This is a genomic window from Litoreibacter roseus (assembly GCF_009811795.1).
GTDB lineage: Bacteria > Pseudomonadota > Alphaproteobacteria > Rhodobacterales > Rhodobacteraceae > Litoreibacter > Litoreibacter roseus.
Genome location: NZ_BLJE01000001.1, coordinates 462,074 through 481,126, shown reverse-complemented (window position 1 = coordinate 481,126; position 19,053 = coordinate 462,074). Strand labels below are relative to the sequence as shown.

The 19,053-nt window shown below is 55.8% G+C and carries 20 protein-coding genes; 10 read left to right on the top strand and 10 right to left on the bottom strand.

Annotated features, from left to right (window positions below):
- Positions 1–10: 10 nt before the first annotated feature.
- From KIN_RS02390 to dctP, 4 genes are all read right to left on the bottom strand, one after another.
- On the bottom strand, positions 11–1,258 hold the full coding sequence (locus KIN_RS02390) for a malonyl-CoA decarboxylase (protein ID WP_159805314.1): 1,248 nt from the start codon (positions 1,256–1,258) through the stop codon (positions 11–13).
- Positions 1,255–2,571, bottom strand: coding sequence for a TRAP transporter large permease (locus KIN_RS02385; protein ID WP_159804352.1), 1,317 nt, complete (start codon positions 2,569–2,571; stop codon positions 1,255–1,257). The genes KIN_RS02390 and KIN_RS02385 overlap by 4 nt, the downstream gene beginning before the upstream one ends.
- Positions 2,571–3,119, bottom strand: coding sequence for a TRAP transporter small permease (locus KIN_RS02380; protein WP_159804351.1), 549 nt, complete (start codon positions 3,117–3,119; stop codon positions 2,571–2,573). Before KIN_RS02380 ends, KIN_RS02385 begins: the two co-directional genes overlap by 1 nt.
- A 68-nt stretch (positions 3,120–3,187) precedes the next feature.
- Positions 3,188–4,171, bottom strand: a complete 984-nt coding sequence (gene dctP, locus KIN_RS02375) for a TRAP transporter substrate-binding protein DctP (RefSeq protein WP_159804350.1) — start codon at positions 4,169–4,171, stop codon at positions 3,188–3,190.
- Between the two features lie 149 nt (positions 4,172–4,320).
- Here dctP and KIN_RS02370 point away from each other — a divergent pair, with 149 nt between their 5' ends.
- On the top strand, positions 4,321–5,007 hold the full coding sequence (locus tag KIN_RS02370) for a GntR family transcriptional regulator (RefSeq protein ID WP_159804349.1): 687 nt from the start codon (positions 4,321–4,323) through the stop codon (positions 5,005–5,007).
- Between the two features lie 48 nt (positions 5,008–5,055).
- On the opposite strand, the gene KIN_RS02365 is transcribed toward KIN_RS02370, so the two are convergent.
- From KIN_RS02365 to KIN_RS02355, 3 genes are read right to left on the bottom strand one after another with little or no spacing between them, the layout of a single operon-like run.
- Positions 5,056–6,099 (bottom strand): succinylglutamate desuccinylase/aspartoacylase family protein, encoded by a 1,044-nt coding sequence (locus tag KIN_RS02365; protein ID WP_159804348.1) that lies wholly within the window; start codon positions 6,097–6,099, stop codon positions 5,056–5,058.
- The gene (rimK, locus tag KIN_RS02360; RefSeq protein WP_159804347.1) at positions 6,096–7,001 is read right to left on the bottom strand and encodes a 30S ribosomal protein S6--L-glutamate ligase; all 906 of its coding nucleotides are present in this window, start codon (positions 6,999–7,001) and stop codon (positions 6,096–6,098) included. The genes KIN_RS02365 and rimK overlap by 4 nt, the downstream gene beginning before the upstream one ends.
- A gap of 12 nt (positions 7,002–7,013) precedes the next feature.
- On the bottom strand, positions 7,014–7,475 hold the full coding sequence (locus KIN_RS02355; protein ID WP_159804346.1) for an ATP-dependent zinc protease family protein: 462 nt from the start codon (positions 7,473–7,475) through the stop codon (positions 7,014–7,016).
- A 272-nt stretch (positions 7,476–7,747) separates the two neighbouring features.
- On the opposite strand from KIN_RS02355, the gene KIN_RS02350 reads away from it, so the two are divergent.
- Together KIN_RS02350 and KIN_RS02345 are read left to right on the top strand one after the other, a co-directional pair.
- On the top strand, positions 7,748–8,821 hold the full coding sequence (locus tag KIN_RS02350; protein ID WP_159804345.1) for a DUF1513 domain-containing protein: 1,074 nt from the start codon (positions 7,748–7,750) through the stop codon (positions 8,819–8,821).
- 76 nt (positions 8,822–8,897) lie between these two features.
- Positions 8,898–9,791, top strand: coding sequence for a LysR family transcriptional regulator (locus KIN_RS02345; RefSeq protein ID WP_159804344.1), 894 nt, complete (start codon positions 8,898–8,900; stop codon positions 9,789–9,791).
- Between the two features lie 35 nt (positions 9,792–9,826).
- On the opposite strand, the gene KIN_RS02340 is transcribed toward KIN_RS02345, so the two are convergent.
- Complete coding sequence (locus KIN_RS02340; protein WP_243144792.1) at positions 9,827–10,558, bottom strand: class I SAM-dependent methyltransferase; 732 nt, start codon at positions 10,556–10,558, stop codon at positions 9,827–9,829.
- On the opposite strand from KIN_RS02340, the gene KIN_RS02335 reads away from it, so the two are divergent.
- The 3 genes from KIN_RS02335 to KIN_RS02325 all read left to right on the top strand — a co-directional run bounded on the left by KIN_RS02335 (position 10,549) and on the right by KIN_RS02325 (position 11,765).
- Positions 10,549–10,755 (top strand): hypothetical protein, encoded by a 207-nt coding sequence (locus KIN_RS02335; protein ID WP_159804343.1) that lies wholly within the window; start codon positions 10,549–10,551, stop codon positions 10,753–10,755. The genes KIN_RS02340 and KIN_RS02335 overlap by 10 nt on opposite strands.
- 73 nt (positions 10,756–10,828) lie before the next feature.
- Positions 10,829–10,966: a hypothetical protein gene (locus KIN_RS02330; RefSeq protein ID WP_159804342.1), complete on the top strand. Its 138-nt coding sequence runs from the start codon at positions 10,829–10,831 to the stop codon at positions 10,964–10,966.
- Between the two features lie 160 nt (positions 10,967–11,126).
- Complete coding sequence (locus KIN_RS02325) at positions 11,127–11,765, top strand: class I SAM-dependent methyltransferase (protein WP_159804341.1); 639 nt, start codon at positions 11,127–11,129, stop codon at positions 11,763–11,765.
- A 41-nt stretch (positions 11,766–11,806) separates the two neighbouring features.
- Here KIN_RS02325 and KIN_RS02320 read toward each other — a convergent pair whose 3' ends face one another.
- Positions 11,807–13,468, bottom strand: coding sequence for a sulfatase-like hydrolase/transferase (locus KIN_RS02320; protein WP_159804340.1), 1,662 nt, complete (start codon positions 13,466–13,468; stop codon positions 11,807–11,809).
- 133 nt (positions 13,469–13,601) lie between these two features.
- Here KIN_RS02320 and KIN_RS02315 point away from each other — a divergent pair, with 133 nt between their 5' ends.
- The 4 genes from KIN_RS02315 (at position 13,602) to KIN_RS02300 (ending at position 17,037) form a co-directional block, all read left to right on the top strand.
- A complete protein-coding gene (locus tag KIN_RS02315) occupies positions 13,602–14,162 on the top strand; it encodes a GbsR/MarR family transcriptional regulator (RefSeq protein ID WP_159804339.1) in 561 nt (186 codons plus the stop codon).
- 78 nt (positions 14,163–14,240) lie between these two features.
- Positions 14,241–14,882, top strand: coding sequence for a DUF4166 domain-containing protein (locus tag KIN_RS02310; protein ID WP_159804338.1), 642 nt, complete (start codon positions 14,241–14,243; stop codon positions 14,880–14,882).
- Positions 14,879–15,289: a thiol-disulfide oxidoreductase DCC family protein gene (locus KIN_RS02305; protein ID WP_159804337.1), complete on the top strand. Its 411-nt coding sequence runs from the start codon at positions 14,879–14,881 to the stop codon at positions 15,287–15,289. Before KIN_RS02310 ends, KIN_RS02305 begins: the two co-directional genes overlap by 4 nt.
- Positions 15,289–17,037, top strand: a complete 1,749-nt coding sequence (locus KIN_RS02300; RefSeq protein WP_159804336.1) for a saccharopine dehydrogenase family protein — start codon at positions 15,289–15,291, stop codon at positions 17,035–17,037. Before KIN_RS02305 ends, KIN_RS02300 begins: the two co-directional genes overlap by 1 nt.
- Before the next feature lie 32 nt (positions 17,038–17,069).
- On the opposite strand, the gene KIN_RS02295 is transcribed toward KIN_RS02300, so the two are convergent.
- On the bottom strand, positions 17,070–19,043 hold the full coding sequence (locus KIN_RS02295; protein ID WP_159804335.1) for a thiamine pyrophosphate-binding protein: 1,974 nt from the start codon (positions 19,041–19,043) through the stop codon (positions 17,070–17,072).
- Positions 19,044–19,053: the final 10 nt, after the last annotated feature.

Below are 19,053 nucleotides of genomic sequence, written 5' to 3'. Positions count from 1 at the left end.
CGCCCTGCCCCTATGCTGCTTCCTTGCTGCCCATCTGCGACAACTGCCGCACCGTTGGGGCTGCAACAACTTCATGGTCGACCGCAAATCTCTCGTGATTTTTCGAGACATTGGCAAGGTCGTACGCGTAATTCACCATAGCGCCCAAAGACTGTGCCCGCCCTTTCTCCGATGGATCCGCGCCCGCATGCACCGCATGTACCAAAGCGCCGTTACCGAGGTGAAAACGTGCAACGGGATCAACGGGAAGGCCGTCATCACGCTTTGCATTTAAGAGGTAATACGCCGCGAGCTTTCGAACCCGCTCATGATCTTCAGATGACGCCTCCAAGCTTTCAGACGCCATCCATTTCAAGAGACCGGGGATTGGTGACAGGGTCACAAATGTCCCAAGTCCCGGCAGATCTGCCGCCAGATCGCCCGCAACCTGTTTGATAAGCGAGTTTCCGAAAGACACCCCGGCCAAGCCCGCCTGACAGTTGGAAATGGAGTAAAACACTGCAGTATCTGCTTCATGCGCCTCGATGCTCGCACGGTCCGCCGACAAGACATCCGCGATTGAACCAGGCACCCCCTTCGTTAGAGCAACCTCAACAAATATGAGCGGCTCCCCTGGCATCGCAGGATGGAAGAAGGCAAAACATCTGCGATCCGCTGGTTTCAAGCGGCGGCGCAAATCATCCCAACTGTCGATCGCATGCACCGCCTCGTAGGCAATGATCTTTTCCAGAACGTCAGCCGCGCTTGCCCACGTGATGGCGCGCAAGACAAGAAAGCCCCGATTAAACCACGACGCAAAGAGATGGCGAAAGTCGAGATCAAGCGCTGCCAGTTCCGCATTGTCTGGCAAAAACCCCAGAAGATCGGCGCGCATTCTTACCAAGCGGGCCGTTGCGCCGGGCAGTTGATTGAGACGTCTCACCAACTCTTGCCGCCGGGGTTCGGCAGCTTGCATAAAGGCGCGATAGGTCGCTTTGGACTGCGCGCCCTGATACGCATTCAATGTGTCGCGCACGGCATCGGCGGAGATGTCCATATCGTGCACCAGATATCTGAAAAACTGGAGTTTCTCATCCAGTGATAGGGTCTCATATCGGGTCAGTATATCCTCTGCCAGAACCATGCCGGTGACCTCGCCACGGGTGCTCAAGAGTTCCTCGGCCATCTCGGCGAAACTTGCATCCGGCGCGCGACCACGGGCCGTCTCGCGCGCGCGGCGCTCGAACAAGGTCGACAGCAGGTCGCCAAGCACATTCATACCGATGTTCCCATGACGGCGTTTGGCAACCATGTCGCGATGCCGGGGAATAGGCATAGGAGGATGATCGCGATGACCATACACGCGACGAATGGAAGTGAGCCCATCAGGATGGTCTTTAGCGAAATGTCAGGCGCGATGCCGTTGATCACATAGAGGTTCAATCCAACGGGCGGACTGATCAGACCAATCTCCATATTGATTGTCAGGATAACGGCAAACCAAATCGGATCGAACCCCGCTGTCGTGATGATCGGCAACAAAATAGGGGCGGCCATTAGTATTACCGCAACCGGCGGCAGAAAGAACCCGGCGACCAGCAAGAACAGATTGATGACGCCCATGAGGACCCAGCGGTTGACTTCAAGAGTGCCGATCCATTCAGCAATCGATTGCGTGATAAAAAGGCTCGACAGCATGTAGGAAAACACGCCTGCGGCCGCGATGATGAAAAGGATCATCACCGACTCTTTCGTACTGTCGCGCAGCACGACCCACAAATCCTTGGGGTTCCAGAGTTTGTAGATCACAATTGCAATCACTAAGCACAGCAAAGCGCCCACCGCCGCGGTTTCTGATGGTGTCGCGATACCGCCATACATGGCATAAAGCACACCAAGGATGATCGCGATGAACGGTAAAACGCGAGGCAAAACCTCGAACCGTTGACGCCATGTATAGGTCGTACTGGATAGAACGTTCGCGTCGCCCGTGCGCCAAGTGGAATAGAGCGACCACGCCATAAACAACGCGACCAGCAGCAACCCAGGGAAGACACCAGCAAGAAACAGACGACCAATAGAAGTCTCCGTCGCGATCCCGTAGACGATCATCGTGACGGAGGGTGGGATCAGAATGCCCAAGGTACCACCAGCAGCGATAGAACCTGCTGCGACGCCATCTGGATATCCACGCTTGCGCATCTCAGGGATGCCCATCTTGCCGATGGCCGCACAGGTCGCCGGGCTTGAGCCCGACATCGCTGCAAACAAAGCACATGCGCCAAGATTGGAGATAACCAACCCGCCCGGAACCCGCGTCAGCCAGCGCTCCAATGCCTCATAAAGGTCGGCCCCCGCTCGTGTTGATGCAATGGACGCCCCCATAATAATGAACATGGGGATGGAGAGCAGCGCGAAGTTATCCAGCTTTCCAAACAGAATTTCGGGCATCAGTTCCAATGACCGCATGCCGTCGAAAACAATGAGGAACCCCGCGGAAACGATAAGGAGACCAACTGCAACCGATACGCCCGAGAAGAGAACAAAGATTGTGAAAACGGCTACCAATGCGCCGAGCAGAAGCGGATCCATCAGTCGTCCTCCAGTCCGAAGGGGGCCTCAATGTTCAGAAGAACAGCGACCAGATCGGCAATCAGTTGTAGCAGAAACAAACCGAACCCCACGGGTAAGGCCAGATACGGTATCCATAACCGCACCCCCCAAACAGTGTCCGATCGCCAGCCCCTATCCCACGCGAAATGCCAATACTCGTAGCCGTACCAGAGCATTACCGCGATTATCGCGATGGACACTGAAAGTGTGATGATGGCCAGCCCCTTACGCGCACCCTTCGGTAACCAAAGGGGTACGAGATCGACATTCACATGCCCACGAAGCCGCTGCACGTAAGGCAGCCCAAGCAAGGTCGCGGCGATCACGAGATAGACGACCGCTTCGGTTTGCCAGATCGTAGAGGCATTCAGGACGAAGCGGACAAAGATCATCTGACAGGTGATCCCAACGGCCACCACAATCATCCCCGCCGAAATCCAACCAGCGACGGTGGACAACGCGGCGACGGCTTTTAGAAATGCATTATCTCCGGTCCGTGCAACAGACGTCGTGGATTGGACAGCCATAGCCGACCCCTTGTTCCAACTTCAGCCAGAAAAAAGGGGCGGGGCCATGCAGCCCTGCCCCTTTCCGCTCACTCGACAGCCAGCGCCATATCGAGCAATTCCTGGCCATCCGGCACTTCGTCGACGAAGGCTTTGTAAGACGTCTCTTTCGCAATCTCGCGCCATGCTTCGAAATCATCTGTCGACATTTCGGCAATTTCGACGCCCGCGTTCCGGAATACGTCGACCGAGGCCGCATCCTGCTTCTTGGCTTCTTCAAGATAGAATGCTTCTGCCTTTTCAGCTGCCGACATAAGTGCCGTCTGCTGCTCCTCCGAAAGACCTTCGAAGGTGGATTTGTTCATGAGAAGTGGTTGATACATAAACCACAATGCGACATCGGCTGCAGGCGTATAGCAAGCCACTTGCTCGTAGATACGATAGGACACAAAGGACGACGAAGATGTGTTGGCTGCCGTCAAAACGCCCGTTTGCATCGCATTGTAGATTTCCGAAGAGGCCATCGAGGTGATGGATGCCCCGGCACCTGCCAACATCTGTTCAAATGCCTTGCCAGCAGCACGTGTCTGCTGCCCTTCAACATCAGCGGGGCTTGTGATGCATTTTTCTTTACCTGCAAAACCGCCAGCAAGATAACCGTGGACCAGAACCATGACGTCGTCGTCGGCCATTTTCTCTTCGAGTGCTTCCATAAAAGGGCTGTCGCTTAGGCGCGCTGCATGATCATGGTTTTTCACCAGCCCCGGCATAAGTGTGAGATTGAAGGCAGGCTGTTGGCCCCCAGCGTAGCTGAGCGGTAGGACCGTCATATCAAGCTGTCCCCGGCTGAGCGGCTTGTACTGCTCGCGAGGCTTAAAGAGCGACTTTGATCCGAAAATCTTAATGTCTAGATCAACATCGGCAGCGGCAACCTCGTCTGCTACCATCTGTGCAACCTGATGCCGAATGTCTTGGTTCGACCACTGGTGAGACAAACGCAGCTCAGTGGCACTGGATGTCGTTGCGGCGCACACGCCAAGCGCGGCTACTGCCGTCATCATTATTCTTTTCATTCGATCCTCCCTACTTGATCGGTCCGGAATCACGCAGAGCAGATATCCGGATAAAGGAAGACAATGGAGGTTTTGCATCCTATGTCAATTTTTTTGTATACAATATGATAATTATTGCATCCTTGGCGTGGAGGATCTATCCAATATGAATGAATGGTCGCCGGGCAGATTTGATCGCAACCGAGCTTGAAGGGATGATACTTCAAGGCGATTTCACCAATGGCGAGCGGCTGGACGAGATCAAGTTGGCCGAGAAATTCGAAGTGTCGCGGACCCCGGTCAGAGAAGCCTTTCAGAAGCTGTCACTCTCGGGTCTCGTTGAACAGATCCCGCGGCGCGGTGTGTTTGTTCGTCAGCCAGGTCCGATTGAACTGATTGAGATGTTTGAGGTCATGGCGGAGATGGAAGCATTCGCTGGTCGTCTTGCGGCCACGAGGATTTCAGACATCGCACTGCAGGACCTACGGCGCGCAAACGCAGCATGCGAGGCCGCGACAAAAGCAGGTGATGCAGCGACTTATTACCTTGAAAATGAACTATTTCACCAGATTATCTATACGCAATCCGGAAATGCTTTTCTCGAGGGCGAGGCGCTCAGATTACAACGGCGGCTTGAGCCGTTCCGGCGAAGCCAACTCAGGCTAAGAGGCCGCATGCCGCAGTCGATGGCCGAGCATAAGCTGATCGTCAACGCATTGGCAGACGGCGATGCAGAAACGGCAGCGCACGTGTTGCGCAACCACGTGGCAATCCAAGGCGAGAAGTTCCAGCATTTAATGGCAAGTCTTCGACAAACACCTCAGGATCAGCGGCGTCTGTCGGCGGCCGGCGGATAGGCCGCTTGCTGGTCTGACGGCTATAAAGCCAGTAAAAATGGAGTTCAGTTAGATGATTTCATCTTCATCAAAGAGCGGATCTTCTTCTAGCTGGTTCACCAAATCATCAACCGTCGCCTCGGCAAGGTCCGCTGATTTAACGGCCGCGATGTGAAACAGGGCGTCCCCTTCATGGACGACGGGCATAACGGCACGTCCGACGATGATGCCGCCGCTGCGCGCAACCACTTCTGTCTCGTCCTCCCCGAAGGGATCCGAGATGGCCGCCAAGACCACGCCCTCCTCGACCACATCGCCCTCACTCTTAAACACTCTCAGCAGGCCACCAAGTGGCGCACGCACCCAATGGCTGCTTGAGCAAACAACGGACAGCGCACTTGCCTTTGCAATCCCTTTCGGCGGCAACATACCCAGTTCTTTCAATACGCGCAGAATACCGGCGAAACCGGCCCGCACTGACATCTCATCAAAGCGCATCCCCTCGCCCGCTTCATAGAGCAGCACGTCGACGCCGATAGTCTTAGCCTCCTGCCGAAGGCTACCGTCGCGAAGTGCGCTCGTCAGAATAACCGGCGCACCGAATGTCCGCGCCAGCCGCATGGTTTCCTTATTGTTGGCGGAAACCCTGATCTGCGGCAAATTTGTCCGATGGATCGCTGCGGAGTGCAGATCAATCCCGAAAGAACAGCGCGCGACGACCTCATTCAGGAAAATATGCGCGAGGCGTGACGCCAATGATCCGTTGGGGGAGCCAGGAAAGCTACGATTGAGATCTCGGCGATCCGGCAGGTACCGCGAATGGTTCAAGAACCCGAAGGTGTTCACTATGGGCACCACAATCAGGGTTCCGCGCAAAGCATTGATGTTCTTGGCCCGAAGCAACCGGCGCACGATCTCAACGCCGATCACCTCGTCACCGTGAATGCCTGCGCTGATAAAAACCGTCGGACCTTCTCGCCGTCCATGAATAACATGTGCTGACACGGCAACAGGCGTGTGATCCGAAAGCGTGCTGACAGGCAGTTGAACCGTCTTGCGGGTGCCCGACGCTATGACTTCGCCAGCGATCTCAAATCCTGATCGCTTGGTCATCCCTTACCTTTGGTTTTGGTCGCGTTAGGCTTCGCATGTTTCTCGATGTATTCGATGATCTTGCCCGCAATATCGAGGCCGGTCGCCTTTTCCACCCCTTCGAGGCCGGGGGAGGAGTTCACTTCCATCACCACGGGTCCATGATTTGCGCGCAGCATATCGACACCACATACCGCCAGCCCCATGGATTTCGCGGCGCGCACCGCAGTTGCGCGTTCTTCGGACGAAATCTTTATAAGTTGCGCAGATCCGCCGCGGTGCAGGTTGGATCTGAATTCTCCCTCCGCCCCGGTCCGCTTCATCGCGGCAATCACCTTACCGCCGACGACGATGGCACGAATGTCCGTACCGCCCGCTTCCTTGATGAATTCCTGCACCAGTATGTTCACGTTCGCGCCTCGGAATGCTTCAATTACGGATTTCGCGGACCGCTCGGTATCCGCTAGAACCACACCGATCCCCTGCGTTCCTTCGAGCAATTTGATGACCGTCGGCGCGCCACCAGCCAGTTTCACGACCTCCTCTGCCTGTTTGGCATCATGCGCGAAGGTTGTAACTGGAAGGCCTATGCCGTCACGGGCCAAGAGTTGCATCGAGCGCAGCTTGTCCCGCGACCGGCCGATCGCAACACTTTCATTCAGCGGGTAGACCCCCATCATCTCGAACTGGCGCAAGACGGCCAGCCCGTAAAAGGTGATAGACGCACCGATCCGCGGAATAACAGCGTCGTAGCCCACTAATTTTTCACCGTTGTAGTAAACCTCTGGACGGCGCGACGCGATATTCATGTAGCAGCGCAAGGTGTTGATAATATCCAGCGTATGACCGCGGGCCTCGGCGGCCTCCTTAAGACGGACGTGAGAATAAAGCTCTGCATTTCGGGCAAGCATGGCGATTTTCATGAGCTTTATCCTTTAATAATTCGGTTTTGTGCTGACGAGGTACGACCGGCCCGGATGGACTGCGATATTGTGCCCCCGCAGTGCACGACGACCGAGAATGAGCGGGAACCGCATCGAGCCGCGATCCGCCAACGAAACGTCAATCTTCCATTTCCGCCCCGCAATGACCAGCGGTGTCTGAATAACAATGCGCGGTTCGGGCACTCCGCTGGTGTTGGTAATGTCCCGTATCGCGAACACCGGTCCTTCGTATGTAGCCGGTTGGTGGTCGCCAATTCTTGGCGGGTCAAACCGCACCCAGTCCTGCCCATCTTTGCGAAATGTCTCGATATTCGCTGCGTGCAGCGCAGTCGTCCGTGCGCCGGTATCGACCTTTACTGCGAAGTCCCGCAGCCCGAGATCAGGCAAGCTGATACATTCGTGCCAACCGATAACCATCAAAGGCCGGGAGGTTTTCGAGGAAGGTTCCGTCATCGTTTTTGTGTCCACAACCTAATCGCGATCTAACCACTTAGCGCCATTGTCTTGCGGGACACCAGCCGTCTTTCCCTCGGTCGGATGCTGGGTGTGATGGATTCTCCGTCACGGAAGGCAAGGTGAATCGCACTTGGCATATTCCTGAGCAGAGTTATAAGAAATGAAGAGGGTGAAAGTAGCGATACGATGAAGGCAATTTTGAAACGTTGGTCCGCCGCGACCATTGAACCGATGTGGGGCACCGGTTTCTTAACGCGCGGAACCCGCACATGACCACGCGCAGACGCTTTCTGGGCGGTTTGCTTGCCGCAGGAGCGACGCCCAGTCTGACATGGGCCGACGCCGGTAATGCGTGCTATTTGACAGCCGCCCAAGAGTTGGACGGTACGTTTGCATTGTACGGCCTGGACATGGACGGCGGACTGGCCTTTCGTATCCCGCTTCCAAGTCGCGGTCATGCGGCTGCGGCGCACCCAAAGAAACCCGAGGCCGTTGCATTTGCCCGCAGACCCGGCACTTACGCAATCGTCATAAACTGCGTTACGGGAAAAAATCTATGCAATCTCACCGCGCCTGCAGGTTATCACTTCTATGGCCATGGTGCCTTTTCCGCAGACGGCGAGCTGCTTTTCACGACCGAAAACCGTTTTGAAACGGGTGAAGGTCTTATCGGGATTTGGCAGAGCACGAAGGGTTACCGTAGAATTGGTGAGTTCTCTGCGGGCGGGATAGGCCCCCATGACATTCTGCGTTGTCCGAGCACGGGTTTGCTTGCAGTGGCGAACGGTGGCATTCGGACCCACCCCGACAGCGGGCGGGAAAAACTGAACCTCGACACCATGAAGCCCAATCTTACTGTGATGAACACCGCCGGTGAAATCCGGGATCAGGTTGCGCTTCCAGAGGACCTTCATCAGAACTCACTCCGCCATCTGTCGGCTGGTGAAAACGGACTGATCGCCTGCGCCTTTCAGTGGCAGGGCGACGCCTTCGTGGCACCCTCTTTGGTCGCTGTGTATGAACCCGGCAAGGGCCTCACCCAATTGACGGCCCCCGAACTACATCGCAGATCCATGAGCGGGTACGCGGGCAGCGTGGCCGTACTGAAAGACCCACAAAAAATAGTCATCACGTCTCCACGGGGCGGCTTTCTTCAGATTTTTGATCCCGTAGAGGGCTTCGAGGGGCAGGCCCGCAGACCAGATATCAGCGGTATTGCCACTGCGCCCGGTGGCGGCCTTGCGACGGACGGACTGGGGGGATTGCACCGGTTGACTGAAACAGGCTTATCGCCGCTTCGAACCCACGATCTAGCCTTTGACAACCATCTGATTGCGGTTTGAACAAGTCCCCGCGGTTTGCTTAACACACCGCTCTATGCAAGACTGACGCCTCAACTTGCATAAAGCTGAATAGATCATGATCCCAAAGGCGCTCCACGCATTTTGCCTTATTGTTCGCCGCGGATCCCTTGCGGGCGCGGCGCTTGACCTGAACCTCAGCCAGCCCGCCGTCTCACGTTTGATCTCCAATTTGGAAAAGGAGGTTGGCTTTCAGTTGTTCCAACGGGACCGGCGCACCCTGCGCCCGACCGAAGAGGCGCGACTCTTCTACCGGGACGTCGAGCGCATTCTTGCGGGGTTGGAACAGCTTTCGGGCATCGCAGAGGACATCAGGCAGGGTGCGGGTCGAAAAGTGCGGGTGGTTGCTTTGACACGGCTTGCCAACAGCATTCTGCCAATCGCAACGAAGGAATTTCGAGAGCATATGCCAGACGTCGGCGTCGTTATCGAAACCCATCATCGGCGAGAGATGGAGCGCTGGTTGACCGGGCATCACTTTGACGTTGGCTTTGGCCCGCTTCCGGTTGAACAGATGCAACTGGACATCCGGCCCTTGGGCTCAAAATCTGCGGTTGCCGTACTTGGTCCAGATCATCCGCTGCGCCAAAATGATGCGATTTCGGTCGACGACCTAATCAATGAACCGCTAATCTCGCTCACGCCGGACACGCTTCTTCAGCAACAGATAAACGCCATTTTTTCCGAAGCAGGAAAGACACCGAGGCCTGTTCTCAGCACATCTTCATCACTTGTTGCAGCGAACCTTGCGTCTCAGGGGCTGGGGTACACGATCACCGATCCTTTCACCGCTTTTTCGATCAGTCGGCCAGCGACGGTTCGAAAGATAACACCTGAGTTCTCCATGAAATACGGTGTTCTAACGCCCGCCGGCGCCGTCAGTTTGCCGACGACAGACTTGTTCGTAGAGTGCATGATCCGCGCGTTTGAAGAGTTTGGTGGGACGCTCTGATCGGCAAGGAGCAGATGCAGATCAGGGTATCCCGACTAGAACGGCTTTTGCCATTCCATTATCATTAAATACGGCATTCGCTCGTAGGATTTCAAACGGTCTGCTGGCCCCCCGGTGGTCCTTGGTTCGTCAAAATGAGTAAGGGCCAGGTTGTTCGCAAGGAACCAGTGCATGTACCGCGACAGAGGGCGATGCCAGTTCTGAACCCGCAGACCGTCCCATTCGAACCACTCCTTTTTGTCCTCCAGATATCGCCCGAGGGGGCGAAGTTCTTCCCCTGTGTCGCTGCAGTACCGTTTCCCGACAACAGCGCTGGACGTCGCAAAACCAGAGAGGTTGGCCACCAGAATGCGACCACCCGGAGCCAGCACACGAGCCATCTCTGAGATTGCGCTTTCTGCATCGTCGATATCAATGAGAGTCAGGTAGGAGACGATCAAATCGAAGCTTTCGGTATCGAACGGCAGACTTTCCGCAAAACCTTTGACGTATGTACTTTCGCCGTCTCGGGCGCGCGCGATGTCCAGCATACGCGCGATCGGATCAAGTCCGGTCACGCAGAAGCCCATGTCGGCCATCACACGGCAAAAGCGACCTTCGCCGCATCCCACATCAAGGGCTTTGGCGGCTTGCATCGCCTTCAAGCGGACGATCATCGGCCGGTCCAGTACGTGCATGCGTGAGAAATCACCGCCCCCACTCATACGGGTGATCCATGTTGTAGCTGAACTGGCCCAGCCATTCTCGTCAGGGTCTCTTGCCGTCATCGCCCAACCTCGTCACAGCGGATACCCAGAGGTTTAACGTCTCGATCACGACGTTTGAAGCGACGGTGGCGGGTCAAAGCAACCAGTTCAGTTATCATGAAATCGAAAACTGTGCGGTTATTATCGGAGCGCCGGATGCCGTTCTGCGGCTCATTGATTGGGATGCGGTTCTGGACGGCAAGCGTAAACTGTCCTGAGCCGCAACATCGAAACCAAAGAGTAAATCGGCGAAATAATCCGTCGATACGGATTTATGATTTGGGGACTTCTATGATCTACTCGCCAAGCGTCGGGGACCAGTTTGGCGTCGCAGCACTCCAGAACCTTCCGCTATCGCGAGAGGGTTTGCTGGAACGCGCAATTGAACCCGATCTGGCAAATATTACACGTGTCGCTGCGCCCGGCTAGGTGTGATCTTTCGGACTGGCGGAGTGGGTGATATCTTGCCCAGGCGAGTATCGGAGGACATCTTGAGTCAATGGCGCCACCATATCGTCATCTCCCGCAACAGGTTTGAGGCAGATGGATCCGCGATCTATGGCGGGTTTTATCTGCATCGGTTCACCCTATGACAAATGTGTCGGCGGACCATGCAGATCTGATGGACGCGACCTATCGGCATCAGCGGTTGATTTATGACGTCACCCGAAAAGCCTTTCTCCTTGGCCGAGATCATCTGATATCTGATCTTGCCCCCGCAGAGGACAGCCATGTTCTTGAGGTGGCTTGCGGCACTGGACGGAACCTGGCCTATATCAGCGCAAGATATCCGGGCTGTCATCTCTACGGGCTCGACATCTCGGAAGAGATGCTGACAACAGCCCGCGCTGAGGTTGGGACGAAGGCCCGACTGGCCCGCGCGGACGCATGCACTTTTCAGGCACGAGCACTTTTTGGACATGAAAAGTTCGATCGGATCATCTTGTCCTACAGCCTATCAATGATCCCGGATTGGAAGTCAGCGCTCGCCCAAAGTGTTAGGCATTTAGCGCCGGGCGGCTCAGTTCATGTGGTGGATTTCGGCACACAGGCAAATCTGCCGCGGATCTTTGTAACCCCCTTGCGCCGGTTTCTGGCGCGGTTTCACGTCAAACCACGGGATGATCTCCGGCAGGTCTTGGCAACAAGCTACCCCGGTCGAAGCGAACATCAGGATTTGCACCGATGTTATGCCCAGTATGGAGTTATCCATTCATCGGAGGTCTAAGTGCATCTGCATACAGACTGCCGAGTTGTTTCATGTGAAGATTACCGCTCCTCCCCTTCACTTTCCGAAGTTGTGTGGTTTTGGCGAACAGGTCCGCGGTAGGTCTGCGTCAACTCTTCCGGGACTTCCGATCCGTCCACCATAAAGGGCAATATCCCCTTTCGGGCTGATCCGCCCCGACTTGCGATGATCTCAGCATCTGATTTGGTGACACGCTGCGACATCCGTCGCCCCCATTTCCCCAGATGGCCATAAAGCCGGTCAATGTCGGCCTGATGCGCCGCACCTTTTCCGAGATCGAAGAATTCCTCCGGATCGGTTTCCAGGTCAAAGAGCATGGGACGAAATCCACCCTCAGCGTGGATCATCTTGAAGCGACCGTCAAAGACCATAAACAACCGGGCGTCCCGCGGAGATAGACCAAGTTTCTCACAAACGGATGTGCCCGAGTAATCGTATTCGCTTATCGCAACCTCACGCCATTGTGGCAGACCGCCATGTAGCCAAGGCAGCAGAGACCGACCTTCGAGAATATGGTCCGGGACCTTACCCCCTTGGGCGTCGATAAAGGTTGGCGCCAGATCTATCGCCTCAACCAAAGCATCGCAGGTTGTGCCGCGGGTGTTGTCGGCTGTGGGTCGTGGGTCATAAATGATCAACGGCACTTTTACTGACGGCATGTGGAACAGATCCTTTTCGCCCAGCCAGTGGTCCCCCAGATAGTCCCCGTGGTCCGAAGTCAGCACGATCATTGTGTCCTCTGCACGTCCGGTATCCTCCAGATGATCGAGAAGACGGCCAAGCTGATCATCGCATTGCTTGATCAAGCCCATATAGGCCGGAACAACTTTGTCTCGCACGGCACCTTGCTGAAATGCGGACGCGACTTTGCTGTCCATAAACGCGCCATAGACTGGATGCGGATCGGTCCGCTCAACATCGTGGCGTATTGTGGGTGCGATATGCTCAGGGCCGTACAGATCATGGTAGGGCGCGGGCACGATATAGGGCCAATGGGGTTTGATATAACTGACATGCGCCAGCCACGGACCATCCGCCTGGTCAATAAATCTGATGGCTTCGGAGGTCAGCCAAGGCGTTTCGCTGTCTTCCTCCGCAATATTGGCTGGCTTGTCGGCGTTCTCGAACATCCAACCGCTCGCGATGTTGCCATCCTCAACTCCAGCGTTGGCGTAATCTGCCCAAGGGTTCTCCCCGTCATATCCTTTCGACTTGAGATATTCGTTATACGGGCTGCGGTTCTGATCGTAAAAGCCGTCCGGCCCCTGCCCCCATAGACCGTCATCCCGAACCCAGATATCAAAACCACATTCCGCCTGACGAGCGCCAATAACGGTATCTTGGCTCAGGCCAAGACGCTCCATTCCCTTCGCATCCACCCGCATGTGGGTCTTGCCGACGAGCCAGCAGCCCACTCCAATCTCGCGCAGGTGATCGCCAAGCGTCATCTCCCCAACCCGCAGAGGGAACCCGTTCCATTGAGCCCCGTGAGATGAGGTATAGCGCCCCGTATAGGTGCTCATGCGGGACGCACCGCAGATGGGCGACTGTACGAACGCGTTAGTAAACCGCACGCCTTTAGCGGCCACCCGATCAAAATTTGGCGTTTGCAGATGCGGATGCCCGGCGCAGCTGAGATAATCGAAGCGTAGCTGATCATACATTATGAAAAGGATATTCATCGGCTGTTATTTAGCTCCGCGTCACGTGTTAGGGTAGCTTAGTTAAATCCCGTTACGAGATGAACCGGGCTTGACCTGTTCTCAAGCCAAGAAATTAGTTGACTCTCCAACGGAATTGACAGATATTTCTGTCATGACAGAAATAGAAGACATATCAGTACCTGCCGCGAAGTCTCAATTTATCCTGTATTGGGGCGACATGGGCGGACAATGGGGGGTCAACCGTTCCGTGGCGCAGATCCAAGCGCTCTTGTTCCTCAGCACCGCGCCACTCAATGCCGAACAGATTTCCGAAGAGCTTGGGATCGCAAGATCCAACGTGTCGAACTCTTTGAAGGAGTTGGTGAGTTGGAGGTTGATCCGCCGTGTTCCGGTTCTTGGCGACCGTCGGGAACATTTTGAAGCAGAAACCGACGTCTGGGAAATGGCGATGAGAATCGCGCAAGGCCGAAAAGAGCGCGAGATCGATCCAGCCATGCGGTTGTTGGCAGATTGTGTGAATTCCGCGGAAGACGAAGGCAATTTGAACCCAGTCGTCTTGAAACGCATGAAAGACATGCAGGAGTTTCTGGAAACCGTTGATAGTTGGTACGCGCAAATGCTGGGTGTGCCGAAATCCAAACTGAACATGCTTATGAAGATGGGAAATAAGGTGATTTCACTGCTGTCCCTGACGGGAAAAAAGTCGGAGTAAGTTCCAGCATTTTTTTAACCCCAAATTTCTGTTCATACAGAAATATCAGATACATCCGACATGGTGACAGACATGCAAATGAACCAGCTTCCCCACCCAGACCTTCAGCAGCAAGACACTCGCTTCAGCGCCCTCTTGGGAAAAGACAGATGGCTCCAACTGCCGCCAGCGATCCGCCAGCGATTTGGTAAAAAAGTACGCGGCGGTGATAGTGTCGCTTACCAAGGGGTCGTGACCGAAATGCGTATGACCTGGTTTGGTCGGTTTCTGGCGCATGCAGCCCGTCTCGTCGGCGCGCCCCTGCCCTATGATCTGAGTTGTATCGCTCAACCGGCCGTTGTGATTGTCACCGAAGATATAGCAGGCAACGGGCAATTCTGGATTCGGCAGTACGGGCGACGATCCGGCTTTCCCCAAATGGTACACAGTTCGAAACGGTTTGCAGGCCCGACCGGGCTTGAAGAATACATCGGATACGGCATTGGCATGGCCCTGAAAGTCAACGTTGCCTCAGGTGTTCTGTGGTTCCGGAGTGATCATTATTTTCTATCCGTCTTGGGCCGCCGGATTCGCCTTCCCCGAGTGATCAGTCCGGGTGCCTTGGCGATTGGCCATCACGATCTCGGACAAGGCCGGTTCAAGTTCTCGCTACGGCTCAAGACCCGACTATTTGGTGAAGTGTTGAGCCAGGACGCCATCTTTGAGGATGCCAAGATATGACACCGCGCAAGGACTACGCCATCTGGGTCTTCGACAGCCAATGTGTCTTATGTGATGGAGGCGTGCACTACACCCTGAAGAACGAGAAAACAGACAGTATCCGGTTTGTTTCAATCCAATCGCCGGAGGGTCGAGCTCTGGCGATGCAGCACGGCATTGACCCGGATGACCCGGGCACTTTCTTGTTCATTGAAAACGGTCGCGCCTTGCAGAAGTCAGACGGGGTCATAGCACTATCCAGACACTTGAAAGGGCCCGCCAGAGTGGTGCCCCTGCTCAAAATCATACCGAAGCCGCTGCGCGACTTCGGATATGGAATAATTGCCCGGAACCGGTATCGCCTCTTTGGAAAAAAAGAGACTTGCATCGCGCCAAGTGCTGACACGCGCCGTAGGTTCGGCTTGTGATGGTTCGGCGTGTTCTTCTCATCGGTGGGACAGGCGTGTTTGGCGCACGTCTAGCGCGCCATCTCGCTGGCTGGGATGAGATCGAGCTGTTCGTCTCGTCTCGTAACACACAAAAGGCGCGTCGTTTTGCGAAAGAGCTAACAGGGTCAGGAAGCAAGATCGTGAAAGGCGTCGATCTTGATCGGGGAAATTCTCTGCAAGCGCGGTTGGAAGAGATCAAGCCGTTCGCTGTTGTCGACTGCTCAGGCCCCTTTCAAGCCGCGAGTTACGAGACCGCTCGGGCTGTCATCAAAGCAGGCGCGCATCTGATCGATCTGGCGGACGCCAGAGACTACCTCGCCGGTTTCGCGGACAGTCTGAATGAAGTCGCGTGCCAGCATAGCGTCACTGCGTTGACCGGGGCCAGTTCAACACCGACTTTGTCGTCCTGCGTGGTCGCACACCTGACCAAGAACTGGCAACGCGTGGACACAATCGACATCTGCATCACTCCCGGCGGGAAGAGCGAAGTGGGACGTGCCGTGATCGAGGCCATTCTGAGTTATGCGGGCAAAGCGGTCCCCGTTTGGCGCGCCGGACATCTCGACCAAATAACTGGTTGGACAAAGGGTCAGTCGGTCGACATTCCAAATCTGGGACGTCGCCGGGTCGCGCCGGTCGAGACATTTGACGCGGAATATCTTGGCCCGAAATACAACGTGAGAGGTCGCGTCGCATTCTCCGCAGGTCTCGAATCCAACATAGAACAATGGGGTTTGGAGGCGATGGCAACTCTCCGCGAACGGGGTCTGTTCCCCGATCCGCAGGCCTTGATCCCTTTGCTTTTAAAGGCAAGAATGCTGACCCGACTTTCAACCTCTGACAAGGGGGCGATGCTGGTGGAGATACGCGGCCTTGACCCTAAAGGGACCTTTACCCAAGCCAGGTGGTCATTGCTGGCGAAGAATGATCACGGGCCGTACATCCCGATCTTGCCAGCCGCTGCGGCGCTTCGGAAGCTGCTTGGCGGCGCGGCACCTGTAGGCGCAAGGCTCGCGGATCAGGCCCTATCGCTATCAGATATTCTTGAACAGATGGTCCACTACAGCATCAAAACCGAAGCGAAGATCTGCCAAGAAAGTGTCAGCATCTTCGAAACTCAACTTGGCACGGAAACCTTTCAGGACTTGCCCGATGCTCTGCGCGACTTTCATGGACAAACCGGCGATCCCGTTTGGTCTGGAACAGCACAAATCGAAGGCGGGAAATGGGTTTTACCGAAGCTTTTGTCGCGCTTTTTTGGTTTTCCAGCAACAGGGGTCAATATCCCGGTGACGGTTCAAGTAGATCGAAGCATTGAAGAAGACGGCCTACCCCGCGAGCGTTGGACAAGGAATTTTGATGGTACGATTCTAACGTCTGCTTTGACACGCGCGCGAGATGGCGTTTTCACCGAAAAATTTGCACTGTTCACATTCGACGTTCCTGTCAGCGCAGGGAGTGGCACGGTCAAGATGCCGGTCAGCGGCTTTTGTCTCGGCAGACTGCGATTGCCCCGTGTGCTTGCGCCACGCTCGAACACAGTGGAGTACCAAGACACCGAAGGACGGTTCTGCTTTGACGTGCGCCTGACGCTCCCCCTCGTCGGTCTGCTCGCCCACTACAAGGGGTGGCTGATGCCAACAGGGCAGCACTTACCAACCCTTTCAGACACGTCAACGGTGGCGCGTGTTGACATCGCTGAGGTCTTGCCCAACCCGGCTACGTAGCAGGCAATGGCAACTTCACGATAAGCACGCTTTTAAACCAAATCGGCGTCGGTCATCATCTCCACAAGTGCAGGACCATCGACAGCCAAAGCCTCCACAATGGCAGCCTCCATGTCGCTGACGTCCGTCACCTTGACCCCGTGCCCGCCACAAAGCCGGGCAAAAGCGGCAAAGGAGGGGTTGTGCAGATCTGTTTCCCAAACGGGCCATTCGCCGGAGCGCTGCTCTTTCGAGATTTTGCCAAGCTCCCCGTTGTGCAGCAGGATATGGGTGACATCCATCCCGTACTTAACGGCTGTCGTGAAATCCATCGGGTACTGACCGAACCCGCCATCACCAGAGATCGATACTACCTTGCGACCGCGTAGCTTTTCGATGTCCTGTGTGGCGGCCCATGCCCCAATGCCCGCAGGAAAGCCAAAACCGATGGAGCCCAGATAACCCGACATCAGAACCCGCTGCGTCCCCTTGGTTTCCAAATAGCGGCCGAAGGAATAGGTGTTGTTGCCAACATCGACCGCAAAGATTGTGTCATCCGGTACAACTTTGCCGAGTACGTCGAAGATCGCGAAGGAATGGATGCCTTTGCCGTGATCCTCGGCCAAGCGCGCCTGCTTTTCGGCGCGCCAGATTTGCCAGCGTTCGGCCAACTCGCTGATCTGATCATCAGCGTCCGGATGGCGCGATGGGTCGAGCCCTTTACAAAACGCTCCCACCTCCCCCCAGACTGGCAGGGCGACGGGATGAAATCTGCCCAACTGCATCCGGTCATAATCGACCTGAATAATTTCTTTCCCTTTTTCGATGCCAGTGTGGTTTGAGAAGCTTGCACCAAGCGCGATTATCAAATCGGTTTCGTTCATAAACCAGCTGGCGACCGGCGTACCTGACCGCCCCAAAACGCCGCCCGCGTTGGGATGATCGTCTGGCACCAATCCTTTTGCCTTGAACGTCGTCACGACAGGGGCACCCAGACGTTTGGCCAGATCAGCGACGTCCTCACGCACATCGAACGCCCCGTGCCCGACAATAATCAAGGGGCGCTTGGCGGCCGAGATCATTTTAGCTGCTGCATCCAGATCGCTTTGGGCCGGTCGGACAGCAGCCTGGGTCACACGCCCGTCCGGCCTACCGGCCTCCTGATCGGACGGCAGCGTCTGTACATCATCCGGAAAGATCAGATGCGCGACGTTTTGTTCGACCAGCGCGGTTTTACAGGCAAGAGAGGCCAGTTCGACGTGGTCGGAACTTGGAAGAACGGGTTGCGAGAATGCAGACACCGCCTGAAATGCTGACTTCAGATCGATATCCTGAAACGCACCCGGCCCCATCACTTGCGTTTGGACCTGCCCGGTAAGCGCCAGGATAGGTGCGCGGTCCACTTTGGCATCCCACATCCCCGTAAGCAGGTTCGTCGCACCCGGGCCTGCAATGGTTAGACAGGCAGCCGGCCGTCCGGTCAATTTGCCGTAGGCCGAGGCCGCAAAAGCTGCTGCACCCTCATGTCGAATGCCGTAGTATTTCATACGCTGGTCCGCCACGGCCAACCGGATCGCGTCAGACAGGCCAAGGTTGGAATGGCCAACCATGCCAAATACGCTCTGCACGCCCCAATTCGTGAGCGTCTCAACCATGGCATCCGTGACCGTACGTTCATGCGGAGGCTCAGGTTCGAGACCCACGAAGATCTCACCTTCGCGGATCTCCAGCGGATAGATCGTCTGTCCGGAATCCTCATGCCCGCCCGGAGGTTTGCCGGTCAACGGGTCGAAGTCCCAGCCATGCCACGGGCAGCGGATCCAACACTTGCCGTCCACACCCTTTTCGATGCTGCCCTCCCCAAGCGGCCCACGCTGATGAGGGCAATGGTTGTTCATCGCGGCCCATTGTCCGTCAAAATGAGACAAACAAATCGACGTTGTCCGTGCGGTCACGGTTTTCACCCGCCCATCAGGCAGATCTTCAACGTGGCCCACGGAAATCCAGTTTAGACTCTCTTCATTCATGGCACTCTCC